14 protein-coding genes are annotated in these 17,607 nt (G+C 55.1%); 6 read left to right on the forward strand and 8 right to left on the reverse strand.

What is annotated here, in order from left to right; all coding sequences use genetic code 11:
• Positions 1 to 27 precede the first annotated feature (27 nt).
• The gene (locus tag EU556_RS10560; RefSeq protein WP_135433924.1) at positions 28 to 222 is read left to right on the forward strand and encodes a hypothetical protein; all 195 of its coding nucleotides are present in this window, start codon (positions 28 to 30) and stop codon (positions 220 to 222) included.
• Between the two features lie 134 nt (positions 223 to 356).
• Positions 357 to 713 (forward strand): hypothetical protein, encoded by a 357-nt coding sequence (locus EU556_RS10565; protein ID WP_135433926.1) that lies wholly within the window; start codon positions 357 to 359, stop codon positions 711 to 713.
• Between the two features lie 183 nt (positions 714 to 896).
• Here EU556_RS10565 and EU556_RS10570 read toward each other — a convergent pair whose 3' ends face one another.
• From EU556_RS10570 to EU556_RS10580, 3 genes are all read right to left on the reverse strand, one after another.
• Positions 897 to 1,823, reverse strand: coding sequence for a DUF389 domain-containing protein (locus tag EU556_RS10570; protein WP_135433928.1), 927 nt, complete (start codon positions 1,821 to 1,823; stop codon positions 897 to 899).
• A 338-nt stretch (positions 1,824 to 2,161) separates the two neighbouring features.
• A complete protein-coding gene (locus tag EU556_RS10575; RefSeq protein ID WP_167855536.1) occupies positions 2,162 to 4,333 on the reverse strand; it encodes a S9 family peptidase in 2,172 nt (723 codons plus the stop codon).
• Between the two features lie 199 nt (positions 4,334 to 4,532).
• The gene (locus EU556_RS10580; protein ID WP_135433930.1) at positions 4,533 to 5,474 is read right to left on the reverse strand and encodes a DMT family transporter; all 942 of its coding nucleotides are present in this window, start codon (positions 5,472 to 5,474) and stop codon (positions 4,533 to 4,535) included.
• Positions 5,475 to 5,842: 368 nt separating this feature from the next.
• Between EU556_RS10580 and EU556_RS10585 the strand changes: the two genes are divergently transcribed.
• The 3 genes from EU556_RS10585 (at position 5,843) to EU556_RS10595 (ending at position 10,305) form a co-directional block, all read left to right on the forward strand.
• Positions 5,843 to 7,090, forward strand: coding sequence for a replication-associated recombination protein A (locus EU556_RS10585; RefSeq protein WP_245327664.1), 1,248 nt, complete (start codon positions 5,843 to 5,845; stop codon positions 7,088 to 7,090).
• 447 nt (positions 7,091 to 7,537) lie between these two features.
• Positions 7,538 to 9,295, forward strand: a complete 1,758-nt coding sequence (sppA, locus tag EU556_RS10590; protein ID WP_135433934.1) for a signal peptide peptidase SppA — start codon at positions 7,538 to 7,540, stop codon at positions 9,293 to 9,295.
• Positions 9,296 to 9,486: 191 nt separating this feature from the next.
• Positions 9,487 to 10,305 (forward strand): purine-nucleoside phosphorylase, encoded by an 819-nt coding sequence (locus EU556_RS10595; protein WP_135433936.1) that lies wholly within the window; start codon positions 9,487 to 9,489, stop codon positions 10,303 to 10,305.
• 73 nt (positions 10,306 to 10,378) lie between these two features.
• On the opposite strand, the gene EU556_RS10600 is transcribed toward EU556_RS10595, so the two are convergent.
• The 5 genes from EU556_RS10600 to EU556_RS10620 all read right to left on the reverse strand — a co-directional run bounded on the left by EU556_RS10600 (position 10,379) and on the right by EU556_RS10620 (position 15,330).
• A complete protein-coding gene (locus tag EU556_RS10600; RefSeq protein WP_135433938.1) occupies positions 10,379 to 10,699 on the reverse strand; it encodes a hypothetical protein in 321 nt (106 codons plus the stop codon).
• A gap of 218 nt (positions 10,700 to 10,917) precedes the next feature.
• Complete coding sequence (locus EU556_RS10605; RefSeq protein ID WP_135433940.1) at positions 10,918 to 11,784, reverse strand: DUF4249 domain-containing protein; 867 nt, start codon at positions 11,782 to 11,784, stop codon at positions 10,918 to 10,920.
• Between the two features lie 6 nt (positions 11,785 to 11,790).
• Positions 11,791 to 14,133 (reverse strand): TonB-dependent receptor, encoded by a 2,343-nt coding sequence (locus EU556_RS10610; RefSeq protein WP_135433942.1) that lies wholly within the window; start codon positions 14,131 to 14,133, stop codon positions 11,791 to 11,793.
• A gap of 255 nt (positions 14,134 to 14,388) precedes the next feature.
• Positions 14,389 to 14,697 carry a thioredoxin gene (gene trxA, locus EU556_RS10615; RefSeq protein WP_135433944.1) on the reverse strand — a complete coding sequence of 103 codons (309 nt, stop codon included), beginning with the start codon at positions 14,695 to 14,697 and terminating at the stop codon, positions 14,389 to 14,391.
• A gap of 195 nt (positions 14,698 to 14,892) precedes the next feature.
• Positions 14,893 to 15,330, reverse strand: coding sequence for a hypothetical protein (locus tag EU556_RS10620; protein ID WP_135433946.1), 438 nt, complete (start codon positions 15,328 to 15,330; stop codon positions 14,893 to 14,895).
• A gap of 919 nt (positions 15,331 to 16,249) precedes the next feature.
• On the opposite strand from EU556_RS10620, the gene EU556_RS10630 reads away from it, so the two are divergent.
• Complete coding sequence (locus EU556_RS10630; protein WP_245327566.1) at positions 16,250 to 17,491, forward strand: tetratricopeptide repeat protein; 1,242 nt, start codon at positions 16,250 to 16,252, stop codon at positions 17,489 to 17,491.
• Positions 17,492 to 17,607 lie beyond the last annotated feature (116 nt).

A 17,607-nucleotide genomic window follows, 5' to 3' on the forward strand; every position in this document is an offset into this window, starting at 1 on the left:
TTTGACCAACTTAACTGTTGCTTCTACATGGCTTCTGTATCCTACCGTACGCTGTTTATTGTGCTGCTGGCTGGCATGGCCATTGTGTTGCTAGCGGGTTTTCTTAAATCCAACCACATGGCCGGCGCCGACATTGTGGTTATCCTGGGCCTCGCCATACAGGCAGTAGCGGGCATTATGATGGTCTGGAAATTCGCCAGCCGCCTAGACAAATCAGAGTAGAATAGGCCTACAACAAGTGGCCTAGTACTAATAAATAAAACCGGCAGTAGTCAAAGTGCTACGGTCTGATGGCGGATTATAATGGGTGTTGCACATGCCATAATAGTGCATTATCACAAGACAGCTTTACACGTATGAAAACTGTAGTATTGACCACAATGCTATGCTGGGGCCTTCTGTGGGGTGCTCAGGCGCAGACTGTTGTTGCCCATTCAAGCACGGCAAAACAAACGGAGGAGTATTGCCAGGTAAAAGCGCGGCCCAAGCTGAATGGCCGCTACGTTATATCCATTGATTACGGGCAGCAGCAGAAACTGATTTCGGAAAATCTGTTCCGGGATGCAACTGGCAAAGCCGTGGAGTTTAACTCGGCAATGGATGCACTGAACTGGCTCAATACGCAAGGCTGGGAATTTGTGAATGCCTTTGTGCTAGTGGAGGATAAGGATAGCGTAGCCTACTATGTGCTGCGACGCCGGGTTGCGGTTTAACACCTAACGGCTTCACGGTTCGGGGCTGACATGAAGAGGCCTAGCAGCTTCACTTTTGTAGAGAGGAAACTGCTAGGCCTCATGTTATCAGTTGCTTGCTACTGTTAGTGGGTGACGTCGTTTTTTAAGCTGCCGTGCGCAGTGAGGATAGCCCGTCAACTGCAAAACGAAACAAGCTGTTGGCTAGACCAGGGGTTGCCGCTTATGCAAGAAGCGTTGCTTCAACCACAAAAAAGGAGCGCCCAGCACCAGAATAAAGCCCCAGTCGGCCCCGAAGCGCTGCAGACCTTCTAACGATAGATCCGGCCGACCCACAACCAGTCCTGCTCCTATCAGTGCCGCGGCCGGAATAAAGGACATGGCAATCAGCGGGCCGGCTTGGAAGCTCCGGCGGAAAGCAGCCAGCATCACTACACCCGCCAGTGCGCCGGCCGCGGCTACCAGCAGCTCCATCCAGCCAGGGTGGGCTAGGTTCTGTACTTCGCTGTTACTAGCCAGCATTTCCGCATCCATTTCTCCCACACCCGTTAAAATGGCCGTGGTGGCGGCCGCGGCGAGGATCAGCACTGCGTAGCCTGCGCCAGCAGAAGCCAAACCTCTACCAATCAGGTCGCGGCGACGCAGCACAAGGGCCAGGGCCACGGTCGTCATAGGGTCGAATCCGGGCGCAATGATGGCCGATGCCACAAACGCCACGGCCTGCGGAACGGGCTCCGATACCAAGCCCACGGCGGCAATTAAGCCGCCCAACGCCATTAGCAGCAGATAGTTGGTGGTAATGCGGCCCTGGTGGCGTAGGCCACTTTCCATTTCCTCCCAAATGGCTTCGTCCCGGTCGCCCCGGATTACGTGGTGCTCATCAGGCGAGATAAAGCTGGTGGCCTCGCTGGTCACGGCGCTCAGCTCCGATTTTGGAATGGCTGCATGCACGCGGCGTAATACCTCATCAGCTCCCCGGTTCAGCACGTGCACAATTAGCACGTCGCCCACGGGTTTGAGAGAGGCGCCGCGCTGAAGAGTCAGGCCAATAACTTCATCAAGGGAGGTTAATTCGGCCTGGAGAGAATCAGTAATGTGGGGCGGAACAGTAAGCTCGATAGTACGGTGCATAGAAACGGAGTATACTTCTTCTGCAACGGTCGAGGTGTGCTAGGGTTACCTGCTAACGTTAAGCTTAAGCTCAGTAACAAGAGCTTTTGTTAGTGGAATTACCCGTATAAAACGTTGTATATGAATAAATTAGAGGATGGTAGGCCTTTGCAGCGTACTAAGCTTGCCCTGGTGAGGGTATCTTGATTTTCCTGCGCTCTTTGCATCCGCTGTTCAAGAAGGAGAAGCGTAATCAGTTTAGAAGAAGGTTATGCATGCAAAGAGGCCTAGCTACTTCTCCCGCTGCTGCCTGGAGAAAGGGCTAGGCCTCTTTATATCTTCAAGCCGGATAACTAGGCCTAGCGGCCGCCGGGCGGGCAGTTTTCCTTGAGGAACTTGGTGTAGGTAGATGCCAGGTGGCGGGTGGTGCCTTCACCCTCCGAGATGCCGTGGGTCCGGTTGGGGTAGGCCATCAGCTGGAAGGTTTTGTTGTTTTTTACCAGCTCGTTAATCATCTGCTCGGCGTTGTTGTAGTGCACGTTGTCGTCGCCGGTGCCGTGGATGAGCAGCAGGTTACCACGCAGGTTTTTGGCGTGGGCTAGCGGCGAGTTATCTACGAAGTAATGCTTGTCTTCGGGCAGTAGGCCCATGTAGCGCTCCTGGTAGATATTATCGTAGTTGAGCTGGTTGTCAACGGCCGCAATAGAAATACCCGTTTTGTAGATCTGCGGATATTGGAACAGCAGGTTGAGGGTAGAAGAACCCCCGCCGCTCCAGCCCCACACGGCCACGCGGCTGGTATCCACAAAGCTGTTTTTCAGCACTTCCTTGGCGCCCATGGCCTGGTCGCGGATGTTGAGGCTACCAATATTGTGATAGATGGCCTTACGGAACTCGCGGCCACGCGGCGCCGGGGCCCCACGGTTTTCCAAGGAAGCATATATGTAGCCATCATCGGCCATGCTGCCTTGGTAAAGGCGGTTGAAGCCCGTGCCGAAGCGGTCGGTCACGGTTTGGCTGGCAGGCTCCCCGTACACATAGAACACGATGGGGTATTTCTTGGCGGGGTCGAAGTTGGTGGGCTTCACCATCCAGCCGTCCAGGGTCACGCCATCGGCGGTTTTCACCTGGAAGAACTCCACTTTCGGCAGTTTCATGCTCTTGGCCTGGGCGGGCGTTTCGCCGCCATTCAGGCGCTGGTGGGCGGGCAGAGAAACTACATCGGCCACGGGAAATACCGTGCTGCTAGAGTAGTTGTGCAGGGCAATTTTACCATTGGGAGAGATGTCGTAGCTATGCGAGCCGGCCAGGTTCTGGGGCGTCACGCGGGCGGCTTTACCACCTTTCAAGGGCACCTGGTAGAGGTAGGTTTGGGTAGCATTGGTGGGGGAGGCCATGAAGTAAATCGTGCCGGCCTTCTCATCAATGTTCTCAATGCTGATAACGTCGTAGTCGCCCTTGGTCAGCAGGGTGGCTTTGCCTTTGCGGTCGATGTTATACAGGTGGCGCCAGCCGTCCTTCTCACTCGACCACACGAAGCTCTTGCCGCCGTTGATCCAGTTCCAGCCCACGGCGCCTTCCTTGGCGTCAATCCAGGCCTTGTCGGTTTCGCTGTAGAGTGGGCGCACGGCTCCGCTGGAGGCAGTAGCCATCATAAGCTTGCTCTCGTTCTGGCGGCGGTTCAGCTGCTGCAGAATCAGCTCGTCGTTGCCGGCCCACTCCATGCGGGGGATGTAGTGCTGCACGGCGTCGCCGGGCACGTCCATCCACTTGGTAGCGCCCCCGGTCACGGGCACCACGCCCACGCGGCAGCGGCTGGGGTCTTCGCCTACTACGGGGTACTCCACCGGAATGGTGAAAGGGTAGAGGGCGTCGGTGGTATTCAGCATCAAGTAGTTGCGGGTCTTGGTGGCATCAAGCTGCCAGTAGGCCAGTTTCTGCCCGTCGGGGCTCCAGCGGAAACCGTCGCGGCAGTCCAGCTCTTCTTCATACACCCAGTCAAAGGTGCCGTTGATGAGGCCCGTGGTGCCGTCGGTGGTGAGTGGGGTGATAGTATTGTCGGCGAGGTTCTCCACGAAGAGGTTATGCTCGCTCACGTAGGCCACTTTGCTGCCATCGGGCGAGAACTTGGCAAACATCAGCGACGACTCGGGGCGGCCTTTGCCCAGCTGGGTCAGCTTCTTGCCGTCGAGGTTATACACCCAGTAGTCGCCGCGGGTATCGTAGCGCCATACTTTCTTGGTGTTGGTATTGAGCAGCACCTGGCGGCCATTGTCGGAGAAGGCGAAGCGCCGCACTTTCAGCGGGGCCGACTGCCCGGCCGGGGTCAGCTGCTCTTTGCTGATGAGGGTGGTGGATTTGCTCGGGTCGCGGGCGTCGAGCTGCACGATTTCGTCGTTCTGCGTCCGCATGTAGCCGTAGCCATCTTTGGTCCATTGGGTGCCCGGACCTACTTGTGCCAGCGCGGCGGATGCTCCCGTTAGCAGAAGGAGAGCAGCCAGGCCGAGGCGGCGTACTGTGTGTTGTAGCATGTAGGAAAAGAAGGATTTGAAAGCTGAAATTACAGGTTATCGGCCGAAGCCGAAACGGCTGGGCAGGTGAGGACTGGCTACGCTGGGCCTATCGAGCTGGGGGCCGCCGTGTTGAGGTTAGACACCCGATGGGCGTCAGCGTTGCAGCGCCAGGCATACTCAGTCGCAACTTTTTACATCGTCACCTAATGCTATGCCACTAGTCTTGCACCGGCTCTAGGGGAAGGGCCGCGGCCACCGGCTGGGCTTTGGGCTTGCGGCTCACCAGGAATACTCCGCCAAAAATGAGCAGCGCCTGCAGGGCCTTGGCGGGCGTAAGGGTGTCCTTGCCAAGGCTCACGGCAATAAGTACCGCCAGCGCTGGCTGCAGGTAAATGTAGGCCCCCAGCAATGAGGGCGAAGCGTACTTTAAGGCCCAATTGTTAAGCAAGTAAGCCAGGATGGTCAGACACACCACCATGTACCCAATGGCCAGCCAGATGCTCAGAGGAAAGCTGGCGTAGTCGGGTTGCTGCACTTGCTGCCAGCCGGCCGGCACCGCCAGCACGGCCCCCACTAGGAAAATGCGCGCCAGCACCGTGAACGGGTGATACTTGCGCATGAGAGGCATTACAATCACCAGGTACACTCCGAAGGCCGTGGCGTTGAGCAGGATGAAGATATTACCCAGCATAGTATCCTGACCCGGTGCAGCTGCCGGACCATGCCCTCGGCCCAGAATGATGAGCGCCGCCCCCACGCCCGCTAGGCCTATACCCAGCAGTCGGGGCAGCGTCAGCCGCTCCCCGAGCAAGACCACCGAGGCCAGCACCGTCACGATAGGAGCCACCGTCTGAATGAGAGAGGCGTTGATAGGAGAGGTGAGATTCAGGCCGGAAAAGAAAAGGAGCTGGTTCAGTCCGATACCCAGGAAGCCACAGGCAATGGCGCGCAGGTTATCGGCGCGCCCGATGATACGGTCCTGAGGGGCAACTATCCGGCTCAAAATACCGAAGAAGAGGGTAGCCCCCACAATGCGCAGCAGCACCAGTCCGAATGGCCCCATGTAGCGCGGCATCACATCCTTGGAGATGCTGTAGTTGGCGGCGTAAATCAGGGCCACCACAAATAAAGCGGCATGAACTTGGACGGCATTTTTCATGGGCCGTAAAGGTAGCGCCAGCCGCCACTTCCGTTCTGCGTTTCGTAGAACGATTTTCATAGTAAGAGAGGCCTAGGCCAGTAGTATGAGGACTACAGACCGTCATGTCGTGCTGATCGAGACATCTCGCTCGAACCGTTAGGTTACTATGGCAGCGTCAGCACGCGAGATGTCTCGACCAGCTCGACATGACGGGCTTTATTAGTCGTTGACCTGCGTTTACACCTCTCTCCCTACCTGGCCTACGCTACCTTTGCCTCACAATCCCCCTCGCTATGTCAACCGGCTCACTTTTCGATTCTGATCCTCAACCCGCATCGCAGCCCGCTGCTTACACGCCCCGGCCGGGTGCGCCCCTGGCCGAGCGAATGCGCCCGCGCACCCTGGAGGAATACGCTGGGCAGCAACACCTCATTGGGCCTGAGGGCGTACTGCGGCGCTACCTGAACGCCGGCCGCTTGCCCAGCCTGATCTTGTGGGGCCCGCCGGGTGTTGGTAAAACCACGCTTGCTAACCTGCTGGCCCAGGAGCTAGGCCAGCCCTTCGCCTCCCTGAGCGCCGTGAATGCCGGCGTGAAAGACGTGCGCGACGTGATTGAGAAAGCCAAGCGCCAGCGCGGTACGGTGCTGTTTATTGATGAGATTCACCGCTTCAGCAAGTCGCAGCAGGATGCGCTGCTGGGCGCGGTGGAGCAGGGCATCGTCACGCTGATTGGGGCTACCACCGAAAACCCCTCGTTCGAGGTAATTCCGGCCGTGCTGAGTCGGGCGCAAGTGTACGTGCTGGAGCCGCTCAGCAAAGAGGTGCTGACTGGCCTAGTAGACAAAGCTCTGGCCGAAGACGAGATTCTGAAACAGAAAAAGGTGCGGGTAGCCGAGTATGGGGCTTTGCTGATGATTTCCGGGGGCGATGCACGTAAGCTGCTCAACCTGTTGGAGATTGTAGTGGAAGCCAGTCGTCCCGACCCTAAATACGGTGAAATCGTCATTACCGACGAGGGTGTGCAGCAGCTAGCCCAGCAACACCTCGCCCGTTACGACAAAGGCGGCGAAATGCACTACGATGTCATTTCGGCCTTCATCAAAAGCATCCGCGGCTCCGACCCCAATGCGGCCTTGTACTACCTGGCCGTCATGCTGGAAGGTGGCGAAGACGTGAAGTTCATTGCTCGCCGTCTGCTCATCTTGGCCTCTGAAGACGTAGGCCTAGCCAACCCTAATGCGCTTATTCTGGCCCAAAGCTGCTTCCAGGCCGTGACCGTTATTGGCATGCCGGAGTCGGATATTATTCTGGGCCAGACGGTGGTTTACCTTGCCACCTCGCCTAAGAGCAACGCCAGCTATAAAGCCATCCGGGAAGCGCGGGCTTTGGTGCGCCAGCAAGGCGTGCAGCCCGTGCCCATTCCGTTGCGCAACGCCCCCACCAAGCTCATGGAGGAACTGGGCTACGGCAACAGCTACCTATATTCTCACGACTACGAGGGCAACTTCGCCTATCAGGAATTCATGCCCGAGCAACTCAGCGGCCGCGTCTTTTACCACCCCGGCCACAACCCCGCCGAAACCAAAGCTCAGGAGCGCCTGCGCCACCTCTGGGGTGAGAAGTATGGGTATTGAGTGGTGATGAGGTGATAGGGTGATGAGGTGAAACGTGAAGAGGTGTTAGGTAAAAGCACGTCATTCCGAATATGTGACGCATCAAGCCAGTTACCGAAGAATCTCGCGTGCTGATGTGGTCATGCTACCTACTACACCCGCACGTCATCCTGAGCGGAGCGAAGGATCTACTCACGGTAGCACGAGGCGCTAGGCCAGTCGTTCTTATTTGGCTAGATCCTTCGCTCCGCTCAGGATGACGTGCGGGTTTATTTATTCCCATTACTCCATCACCTGTCACGTTTCACCCCGTCACCCCGTCATCTTCTTACTTCATCACCCTATTACCTTATCACTCCCCACACCCTGTTCCCGCCGCAAAATGGCCGGTTGGTTGAATACCCGGCGGGGCACTCCAAAAGCCTCTACATTTGTTAAGAGACCTACTTTGCTACTTCTTCTTTTTCAATGAGACAGTTTTTTAAATACGTGCTGGCCACACTCACCGGGCTGGTACTGTTTGCCGTGGTGGGGTTTGTGCTGCTGATTGGCTTTATCGTGGCCGCGGCTTCTTCTGATAAGGAAGTGACCGTGGCCAGTAACTCGGTGCTAGAGCTGACCCTCGATAAGCCTATCGGGGAGCGGGAGTTCAACAACCCATTTTCCAGCCTCACGGGTGGGCAGAGCAGTTCGATAGGCCTAGACGAACTGAAAGCCAGCATCCGTCGGGCTAAAGCCGACGACGACATCAAGGGCATCTTCCTAAACCTGGAGTTGGTACAGGGGGGTATGGCCTCTATGGAGGAAATCCGGCATGAGCTGCTCGACTTCAAGAAGTCAGGTAAATTCATTGTCTCGTACACCGATGCGCAGTCGGAGAAGAGCTACTACTTGGCTTCCGTGGCCGATAAGCTTTACCTGAATCCCCAGGGTACGCTGGAGTTCAACGGCCTCAGCTCCGAGACCATGTACTACAAAAACCTGTTTGACAAGCTGGGCGTGCAGGCCCAGATCTTCCGGGTGGGTTCGTTTAAGAGTGCCGTAGAGCCCTATTTCCGCACCGGCATGTCTGACTCGGCCCGCCTGCAGACGTCGTCGTTCCTGAACTCCATCAATAATGCCATGCTGGCCGATGTATCGGCGGCGCGCAAACTGGCGCCGGCTCGCGCTAAGGTCATTTCCGACTCGATGCTGGTGCATAACGCCGACGATGCCAAGCGCCTAGGCCTGGTCACCGACCTGGGCTACTACGACCAAGCCACCGACTACATGAAGGGGAAGCTGGGCGTTAAGAAGGATAAAAAGCTCAGCCTGATATCCCTCAGTGACTACGCAAAGGCCGACGACAGCGAGGATGAAGTAAGCGGCAACCGCATTGCCGTAATTTATGCCGAAGGCGACATTGTAACCGGCAAAGGGGGCAATAACAGCATCGGTAGCACCCGCTTCGCCGAAGCCATTCGCAAAGCCCGCCTCGACGACAAGGTAAAGGCCGTGGTACTGCGCGTGAACTCGCCCGGCGGCTCCTCGCTGGCTTCTGATATCATCTACCGCGAGGTAATGCTGACTAAGAAAGTGAAACCTGTAATTGCGAGCATGTCGGACGTAGCAGCCTCTGGCGGCTACTTCATTGCCATGGGCTGCGACACCATTGTGGCTCACCCCACCACCATTACGGGCAGCATTGGCGTGTTTGGCGTACTGCCAAACATCGAGCCCCTGCTGCGCGACAAAATCGGCATCACCACCGACCGCGTAACCACCGGCAAGTTCTCCGACTTCCCCACTATCACGCGCGCCCTCACCCCGTTTGAGCAAAGCCAGTTCCAGGCTGAAATCAACCGCATCTACGCCGACTTCACTACCAAAGCTGCCGCTGGCCGCCACATGCCCGTGGAGCGCCTGCGCCGCCTAGCCTCGGGCCGGGTATGGTCGGGCACGGAAGCCAAGGCTCGTGGCCTAGTTGATGTGCTGGGCTCGTATGATGATGCCCTGCGCATTGCCGCCCGCCGCGCCAAGCTCAAGGAAGGTGACTACCGCATTCAGAAGCTGCCCCGCCAGAAGTCGTTTGCCGAATCGCTGCTCAGTAGCTTTGGGGAAGAAGCGCGTCTGCAGCTGGTGAAGCAGGAGATGGGCCCCATGTACCCCATGTATCAGCAGTACAAAACCCTCACCGAGATGAAAGGCGTACAAGCCCGGATGCCGTTCGAGATGAACATCCAGTAAGCTGAACGCTTTATAACAAAGGGCTGCTAGCACACGCTGGCAGCCCTTTGTTTTTCGTACTGGCTTACATCCACCGCCTTACACTAATTATCGCCTCAAAAAGCCCCTAATCGGCGTTTTTAGGTTGTACTTCTTCTATCGCTCGGTCTATCGTACAGATAGTACCTTGCAGCCTTAACTGAAACACACGCATGCAGCAACTCCGCGAAGCCGCCGACTACCTCCGGCAAACTCTCCAAGATTTTCAGCCCGAAGTAGGCATCATTCTCGGTACTGGCCTAGGTGCGCTGGTAAAGGATGTGGAAGTTCAGCACAGCTTCTCGTACGCTGATATTCCGCATTTCCCGGTTTCAACGGTGGAGAGCCACGCGGGCAAGCTACTGGCCGGTACGCTGGCGGGCAAGCGGGTATTGGTGATGCACGGCCGCTTTCACTACTACGAAGGCTACACTATGCAGCAAGTGGTGTTTCCGGTGCGCGTGATGAAGCTGCTGGGCATCGAGAAGCTGTTCGTGAGCAACGCCGCCGGTGGCCTAGACCCCGACTTCGACTACTCCGACCTGATGCTGATTGAGGACCACCTCAACCTGCAGCCCACCAACCCGCTCATCGGTAAGAACTACGACGAACTAGGCCCCCGCTTCCCCGATATGATGGAGCCCTACGACCTGGGCCTGCTGCGCCTGGCCGAAGAAGCCGCCCAGGAACTCGGCCTAGGCCAGTACATGCGCCGCGGGGTGTACGCCAGCCTCTCGGGGCCCATGCTGGAAACTCCCGCCGAGTACCGGTACTTGCGCACCATTGGTGCTGATGCCGTGGGCATGAGCACCACGCCCGAGGTTATTGCCGCCGTGCAAATGAGCCTGCCCGTACTGGCCGTGTCCGTCATCACGGATCTGGCCTCGCCGGGCAAACTCAAGAAGGTAGATATTGCCGACATTCTGCGCACCGCCGCCGTAGCCGAGCCCCGCCTAACGGCCCTGTTCCGCCGGGTGCTGGAGAAACTGTAAAAGGTAACCACAGGCCTAGTCACAAAAAAGACCGCTCCATTACGTAATGGGGCGGTCTTTTTTGTGACTAGGCCTATTGCGTATTTCTGAAGCTGAACACCTCGCGCTGGCCCGCTTTATTCAGGCGGCTGTACATCAGGGTCTCGGTACCCCCACCCTCCAGTGTATATTCCTGCGCATCTCCTTTATGATCGGTCAGGTGCAGAGTGCTGTTATCCGAGCCCATGAGCATGTACTTTCCTTTGTACTCAGTGCCGTCGGCGACGAGAGTTTGAGTATAGGTGCCGTCTGAATGGAAACGCATTGTATAGCGGTCCTTGATAGCGGCTCCGCGCGTAATCTGCCCAGCTATAGCAACTTCCTGCAGCCACCACGTATCAGAGCGGGTAAGCATAGCAGTAGTAAAAGGCTCCTTAGGCGGTGGAGCACAGCCGCAGGTAGGTTCATGAAAGATGCCGCAACTGCTGACTAGGCCAGTAACCAACACTAGCAGTAGGAATAGGAGGGGAGTAGTACGCGTACGCAGCATATAACCATCAAGTAAAAGTGGATAGATAACACAAGGAGCTATCAATTATCTCAAAGGTTGTATGCATCCTAAAAAATGCGGTGCTACTTCAAAATAAGGCGTTGGCGCTGGTAGTTGAGAATGGTAAAAATGCCAATACCACCTTCCACAGTGCTCCTAATGGCCGAGGGCTGGGCAAACGGGTTGCCGTTGGCGTTGCGGGCATCCTGCACCGACTGCAGAAACTGAAAGTAAGGACGGTCGAGATGATACAGGGTCACGAAGACGGTGTCATTCGGCGCAAACTGATAGGAAGTACCCAGGCTCAGGGGTTGCCCGTTTGAGAGTCGGTCTTCGATGGTGTACTCCACCTCGGGGTCGGTGGCTACGGAGCGCTTATGCACTTGGTAGCGGTAGAAGTCGACGGTAGCAGCCGGGTCTTTAAAGCTGGCTAGCACGTAGGCCTTGCGCTGGTCACCGTTCAGGTCGTTGAACTTGTATTCAACGTTGTCGAGCGGCACATTAGCAGGCATGGTGGCGCTAGCCGTTACGCGGCGGCCCTGGGTGTCATATACTTCCAGGCGAAACGTATCGCCGGGTCGGGCCGTAATGCGGGTGCGGCCAGTGTGGGTGTAACCTTTGTTAGTGTTAGGGTTAATGGCTGGGGCGTACGCGAGGGTGTCGCGGCGGCCGTTGGGCAGAGTTAGCACTACCTTCACTCCTTGGGGCAGGTCCGCATCGGGCGCCGATAAATATGGGACGCTCTCCGTTACCGATACGCGGGGCAGACGGTTATTTTCGAGGTACGACTCTACTACCAACTGCGCCGGATAGGCCGGCAGTGCTACGTCAATATCCTTCTGCAATCCGCAGCCCGCCAGCAGCAACACCCCAGCCAGCCACCCGGCCATGCCTGTACCCTTTAATTGTGGGTTGCCATTCTGGCCTACGCTATGTTTACGCGACATCATGAAGCCCTAAAACTTAAAATTGTAGGTGACCGATGGAATAACCGGGAATAAGGACACTTGCCGGGCCCGGTAGCTCAGCACCCGGGTGGTAGCTTTGTCCTTCACCTGATCGAAGTACACGAAGTAAGGGTTGCGCCGGTTGTAGGCGTTGTAAATACTAAACGTCAGGTCCGATTCGCCCCCCTCCCGAATTGGCCGCAGCTTATAGACCAAGCCCAGATCGAGGCGGTTATAGGGTGCCAGGCGGTAGGTATTACGCTGCGGATACACCGGCACCGCCGAGGGGTTAGAACCGAATATGTCCTGAAATACAAACCGGCCTAGCGGCAAGGTGGTAGCCTGACCGGAGGTAAACACAAAGGAGCCGGTGAGGTTGATACGGTGAGAAAGTTGGTGCAGCACTACCACCGTGAGGTTGTGCCGACGGTCGTAGTTGGGGTAAAACGTGTTGCCGTTATTGATGCCCGTAGTGCCGTTTTGGGGTGGGAAGCGGCGTTTCGTCCAGGCTAGGGTGTAGCCCACCCAGCCCGTGGTGCGGCCTGTTTTTTTCTCCAGGTACAGCTCATTGCCGTAGGCCCAGCCCCGGCCAAACAGAAACTCCGCGTCGAGGTCAGGATTCACAAATAGCTGCGCGCCGTCTCGGAAGTCAATTTGCCGCTGCGCCCATTTGTAGTACACCTCATTGGTAAGCAGGTAACGGCCATCGCCCAGCAAAAAGCTCACGCCCGTGGCCACTTGCTGCGAGCGTTGGGGCTTCACGGAAAGCCGGGATGGGTACCAGATATCAGTAGGGAGGGAGGCGCCGCTGTTCGTGACCAAGTGCACGTATTGGTACATCAGCGCGTAGTTGGCCTTCACCGAAATATTGGGCGTGAGGGAATAGCGGGCAGCGGCGCGCGGCTCTAGGCCACCAAACTGGTCGGAGCCACTTTGGAAACCCGACAGGCGCAGACCATATTCCAACTGTAGCTTATCAGAAACCCGGAAATTATCCGAGGCATACAAGCCTGCTTCTTGGCCCCGGTAGTTGATGTCGGAGCCAAAATTGAAAGAGTTGTCTTCGGCACCCGCCTTCAGGCGCCCGGTCCCGAAGGTATGATCTGTGAAAAGGGCGCCGAACTTCACCGCATGCCGGTCACTGAGTGCGTAATCGAAATCAGTTCGTAAGGAAAGGTCCCGGATTTCAGAGGAAAGGTCGAAGCTAAACTGGTCGAGGGCGTTGCTGATGCGGTAATCGTAGCGCGTAAATGAGGCCGTGGTATTGGCGTACAGGCGCTTGTTAAACACGTGATTCCACCGAGCCGAGGCGACAGCATTGCCCCAACTGAAATCGAAGTTGAAGCCATTGGTAGAGTTGAACCCGAACACGTCGTGGCCTAGGTATCCGGTGAGAAAGATATTGTCCTTGGCCCCAAGCTGATAATTGCCTTTGGCGTTGAGGTCGTAGAAATAGTAGTCAGGAATGGGGTTCCAATCCTCCTTGCCCTCGTTGAGCTTGTTCACCTGACGCGTAAACACATCAAAGTAGGTGCGGCGCCCCGATACCAGCCAGGAGCCCTTACGGTTGGGCAAGGGCCCTTCCAGCGTCAGGCGTGAAGAAATGAGGCCTAGGCCTCCGCTGGTCGTAAATTTCTCAGGGTTGCCAGGGCGCATTTTTACATCTACCACCGAGGAAAGCCGGCCGCCATACTGAGACGGGAACCCGCCTTTGTACAGGTCCACGCTTTGCACCGCATCCGGATTAAACACCGAGAACAGCCCAAACAAATGGCTGGGATTGTACACCACTGCATCATCCACCAGAAACAAGTTCTGGTCGGCAGAGCCACCGCGTACAAACAGGCCGCTGGTACCCTCGCCGCCATTTTGTACACCTGGTTTAAGCTGGAGAGTCTTGAGCAGATCTACTTCCCCAAAGAGGGCCGGCAATAGCTTGGCCTCACGGCTGGTCAGGCGCTCTACACTCATTTGAGTGGTTTGCAGCTTCTCCTTAAGAGTGCCACTGCCCTCAATCACTACTTCCCCCAGCGTGTTATTGTCTTCGAGGAGCGAGAAGCTAAGACGCTGATTGCGGGTCAGGCTAACTGTTTGTGCTTGGGTTTGGTAACCGATAAAGGAAACGCTGATTTCTTGGGTGCCCGCCGGCAACAGAAGCGTATAAAAGCCTTGGTCATCGGTGGTGGCCCCCAGGCCTAGCGCGGGAGCAGCCACGGTAGCGCCCGGCAATGGGTCGTTGGTACCAGCAGAGCGCACGTAGCCGCTCAGTGCGAGCTTTACCTGTGCTAGTGCCGAGCTTGGCAGAGTACAACAGAGTAGGCCCAGCAGTAGAAATAATAAGCGTGGCGGCATCAGGGCGGAGTAAGAAGACAGCGCAAAGGTAGTAGTGCCCTTACCAAACGCTGGAGTTCAGCAGGAAGTTTGTGCTACCTGCGTAGTAAAGAGGGAATAAAAGGTAAAATATTGTAATGCAAGAGTGTGCAGATGCGGCTGGCCGCCACAGGTTAGCTATATAGGACAAATGGAGCCAAATTCATAAAGAGCCCGACAATGCGAGTCTTCACGAATTTGGCTCCGCCTGAGAACGAGTAGGCCAGGGTAGAGAGCTTAACTCATAACTCCCTGTAGCACTTGGCTCAGTTGATGCGCGGGCACTACCCCTGCCTGGCGCCACACGGGCTGTCCTTTATGAAAGAGAATCAGGGTGGGAATGCTTTGCACTCGAAACTGCTGGGCCGCAGCCTGGTTCTTATCTACATCTACCTTGATGACTTTAAGCTTGCCTTGGTGCTGGGCTGCTACTTGCTCCAGAATAGGAGCCATCGTTTTGCAGGGGCCACACCAGTCGGCGTAGAAATCAACGAGCACAGGCATACCAGGGCTGTTAATGAGTTCGGAAAATGATTTCTTGGCCATGAGAGAATGGGCTAGAACGTACAAGTGGCATAAGTGCTAGGAAGCAACACTCTACTTGTACGCAACTAGCAGCGCTAAGATGGTGGAGTGGCCTAATGTAGCAAGAGGAGTGGCTAGGCCACCCTAAAACGCAAGAAAGCCCGGCGCTGCAACGCCGGGCTCTCGCAAAAAATAGTGAGTGAAGGGTGGGGAGGGTTAATTTTTCCCCACCAAGGTAACATCATTCGCGACTTCAGAAAAATTAAATCGACCACCAACCACTTTTTTTCCTTTCACCTGACATTCCCACGTGTACTGTCCGGGCTTGGCGGTAGCGGCCTCTCCTTTCTCCGTCTTGAAATACTCTGCCTCTGAGGCTTCCGAAGGGAAGATTACGTCAACTCCCTTTTCACCCGCGGCTATTTGTCGTACCAGGGTGTATTCCTTACCGGAAGCCTGGTTGATGACTACGAATTTGGCTGTGTAGGCTCCGAGCTGGCCGAACTTATCCAGTACCCCCAGCTTAACGTAGGCATCTGTAGATACCAGCCAGGTCTGGGCCTGGGAAGTAGTAGGTGCGAATACGATCAGGGCAAGTAGCAAGCCTGCTACCCGAAGAACGCGTTGAAATGTTGCAGGAGTAGAAATGCGCATAGAGTATGGTAAAAAGTGTGAAAAATCAATGATAGGAGTCGAGCATCTATATAGCGTAAGTGAAACGGAAAACGAGAGTATTCAAGGAATACTACCGGTATTTTCGTTTGCCATATAGTTGGCCCGCAACCAAATATAAATACAATCAATAAGCGGCAGCGAAATTATATACAATTTATTTTGAAGATAGGATTACGCCAAGAATCAATTGGTAGCGTACACGTTAATTCATTACAAAACCACGTACTCCCCCTATGACACGCCGACGGTTAGCTCCGCCATATACCACGGTAGCAGAGGCTTCTGAAAAAATTTGTGAATTATGTCTGCGCCACGTCCGGCATGTGTCGCGCCATCACTTGGTACCGCGCGAGGAAGGTGGTCGGCATGGGCCAACCATCGACCTGTGTCAACCCTGCCATAGTACAGTGCATCTGCTCTTAACCAACCGAGAGTTGGCACGGCGTTACTCAACGGTGGAAGCCCTACAGAACGCCGAGGAATTACAAAAGTATCTTCACTGGGTAAGGCGCTCCCGTGTTGAACACATCTCCAACCGCAGAAGGAGATAATAATTCCTAGATAAGTGGTTATTCAGTTTACATCCTGATGGGGGCAACGCGTTAATATGATAAGTGAGGGGGCTTAAAGATCCAAACTTTCCTCCGTTATACTTTAGTAATAATGCTACAAGGGTAATGACAAGATTGTATAAGCTTTATAATCAGCTGTTTTAGATAGGCTTATCATGTTTTAATAGTAAAAAGCGAGGCAAAGAAATTACTGACTGTCTGTTATTTAGTAGATTCGTTGTATGATTTAAAGTCGTACTGCACTTTGTTGGGTTTTAATGTGATTAGAGCGTATGCAGATATCTTTACTCATTAAAAAAGTTATACTTTTTGGATTCGTGCTTTTGATGACTCAGCCCATAGTAGCTCAAGTCATTGACACGACCACCCTACAGAAGGTAGAACTGGAGAATGTTGATATCGCACCAGAAGCTTTTACCTCAGGTTGGTTGCTCACGAATCAGGACATTCAGATTGAGCTAGATGGAGCCGTGCAGAACCTTTACAATGCCAAGCACGACAAAGCGGAGAAGCAGTTTCGCTCGCTAGGTCGGCGCTATCCGCACCACCCAATGCCTGACTTTCTGCTGGGCCTAAGTACTTGGTGGAAGATTTTGCCTAGCAACACGCTCAACAAACAATACGATAAGGTTTTCTACACCTACATGGACTCGGCTATTGCTAAGGGCGAAAAGCTCTATCAAGCCGATAACAAGAACTACGAAGCATGCTTTTTTCTGGCGGCGGCCTACAGTTTTAGTGCCCGATTGCAAGCCGAGCGGCACGAGCTGCGCAAAGCAACCATTAATAGCAAGCGGGCTCTCGATTACCTGGAGTTGAGCAAGGAAGCCAATGGCCTTAGTTCGGAATTTCTGTTTGGGCAAGCTCTGTTTAACTACTATGCTTCCTGGATTTCGCTAGAGCACCCGTTTTTGCGGCCTATCCTGCTGTTTTTTCCCAAAGGCAACCGCCAGCTAGGGATTCAGCAGTTGCGCAATGTGTCTGATAATGCTTTTTACACCAGCACAGAAGCCAAGTATTTTCTGCTGCGCATTCTAGGCAGTGATCGGGAGAATCAGCAAGAAGCGGCCCTAGCCGTAGCAAAAGACCTAGTGTCGCGCTACCCTGATAACGGGCCCTTTGCGCGCGAATACGCCTTACTTTCCTTTGAGCAGGGAAGATTTCGGGACTGCGAGAAAGTAAGCTTGGATATTCTTGATAAGCTCAACCAGGGGTACCCCAGCTATGAAGAGCTCAGTGGCCGCTATGCCACCTACTATATGGGCTGGATTCAGCAGACTAAGTACAAAAACAAGGCAAAGGCCAAGGAGTATTACCAGCGTTGTATCGTATTCTCGGAGTTGACTGAACTCACCCAAGGTGGATATTACCTCTACGCTAACCGCAACCTGGCGAAGATGGCTGCAGACGAGAACAATGCCATTGCTGCCCGCCGCTATTATCAGGTGGTGCTTGATAAAGCCGAGCGTAGTTCCTCGCTGTACCAAGAGGCCAAAGAGTACCTGAAACAAAACCCGCGGGCGGCAAACAATTCCTCGTCCAAACAGGTATTCAGCCGGACACGCTAGTAGTTAGGGCAGCTGCACAGCCAGTAGGATGTCAGCCAAGGGTTGGTGGCCAAGTGCAAGCTTTGCAGGAGAAGAAAAGGGCGCAACTGTACTTTTGGGTTTCAGTGTGTTCTATC

It is taken from the genome of Hymenobacter fodinae, assembly GCF_004745825.1.
Lineage (GTDB): Bacteria > Bacteroidota > Bacteroidia > Cytophagales > Hymenobacteraceae > Hymenobacter > Hymenobacter fodinae.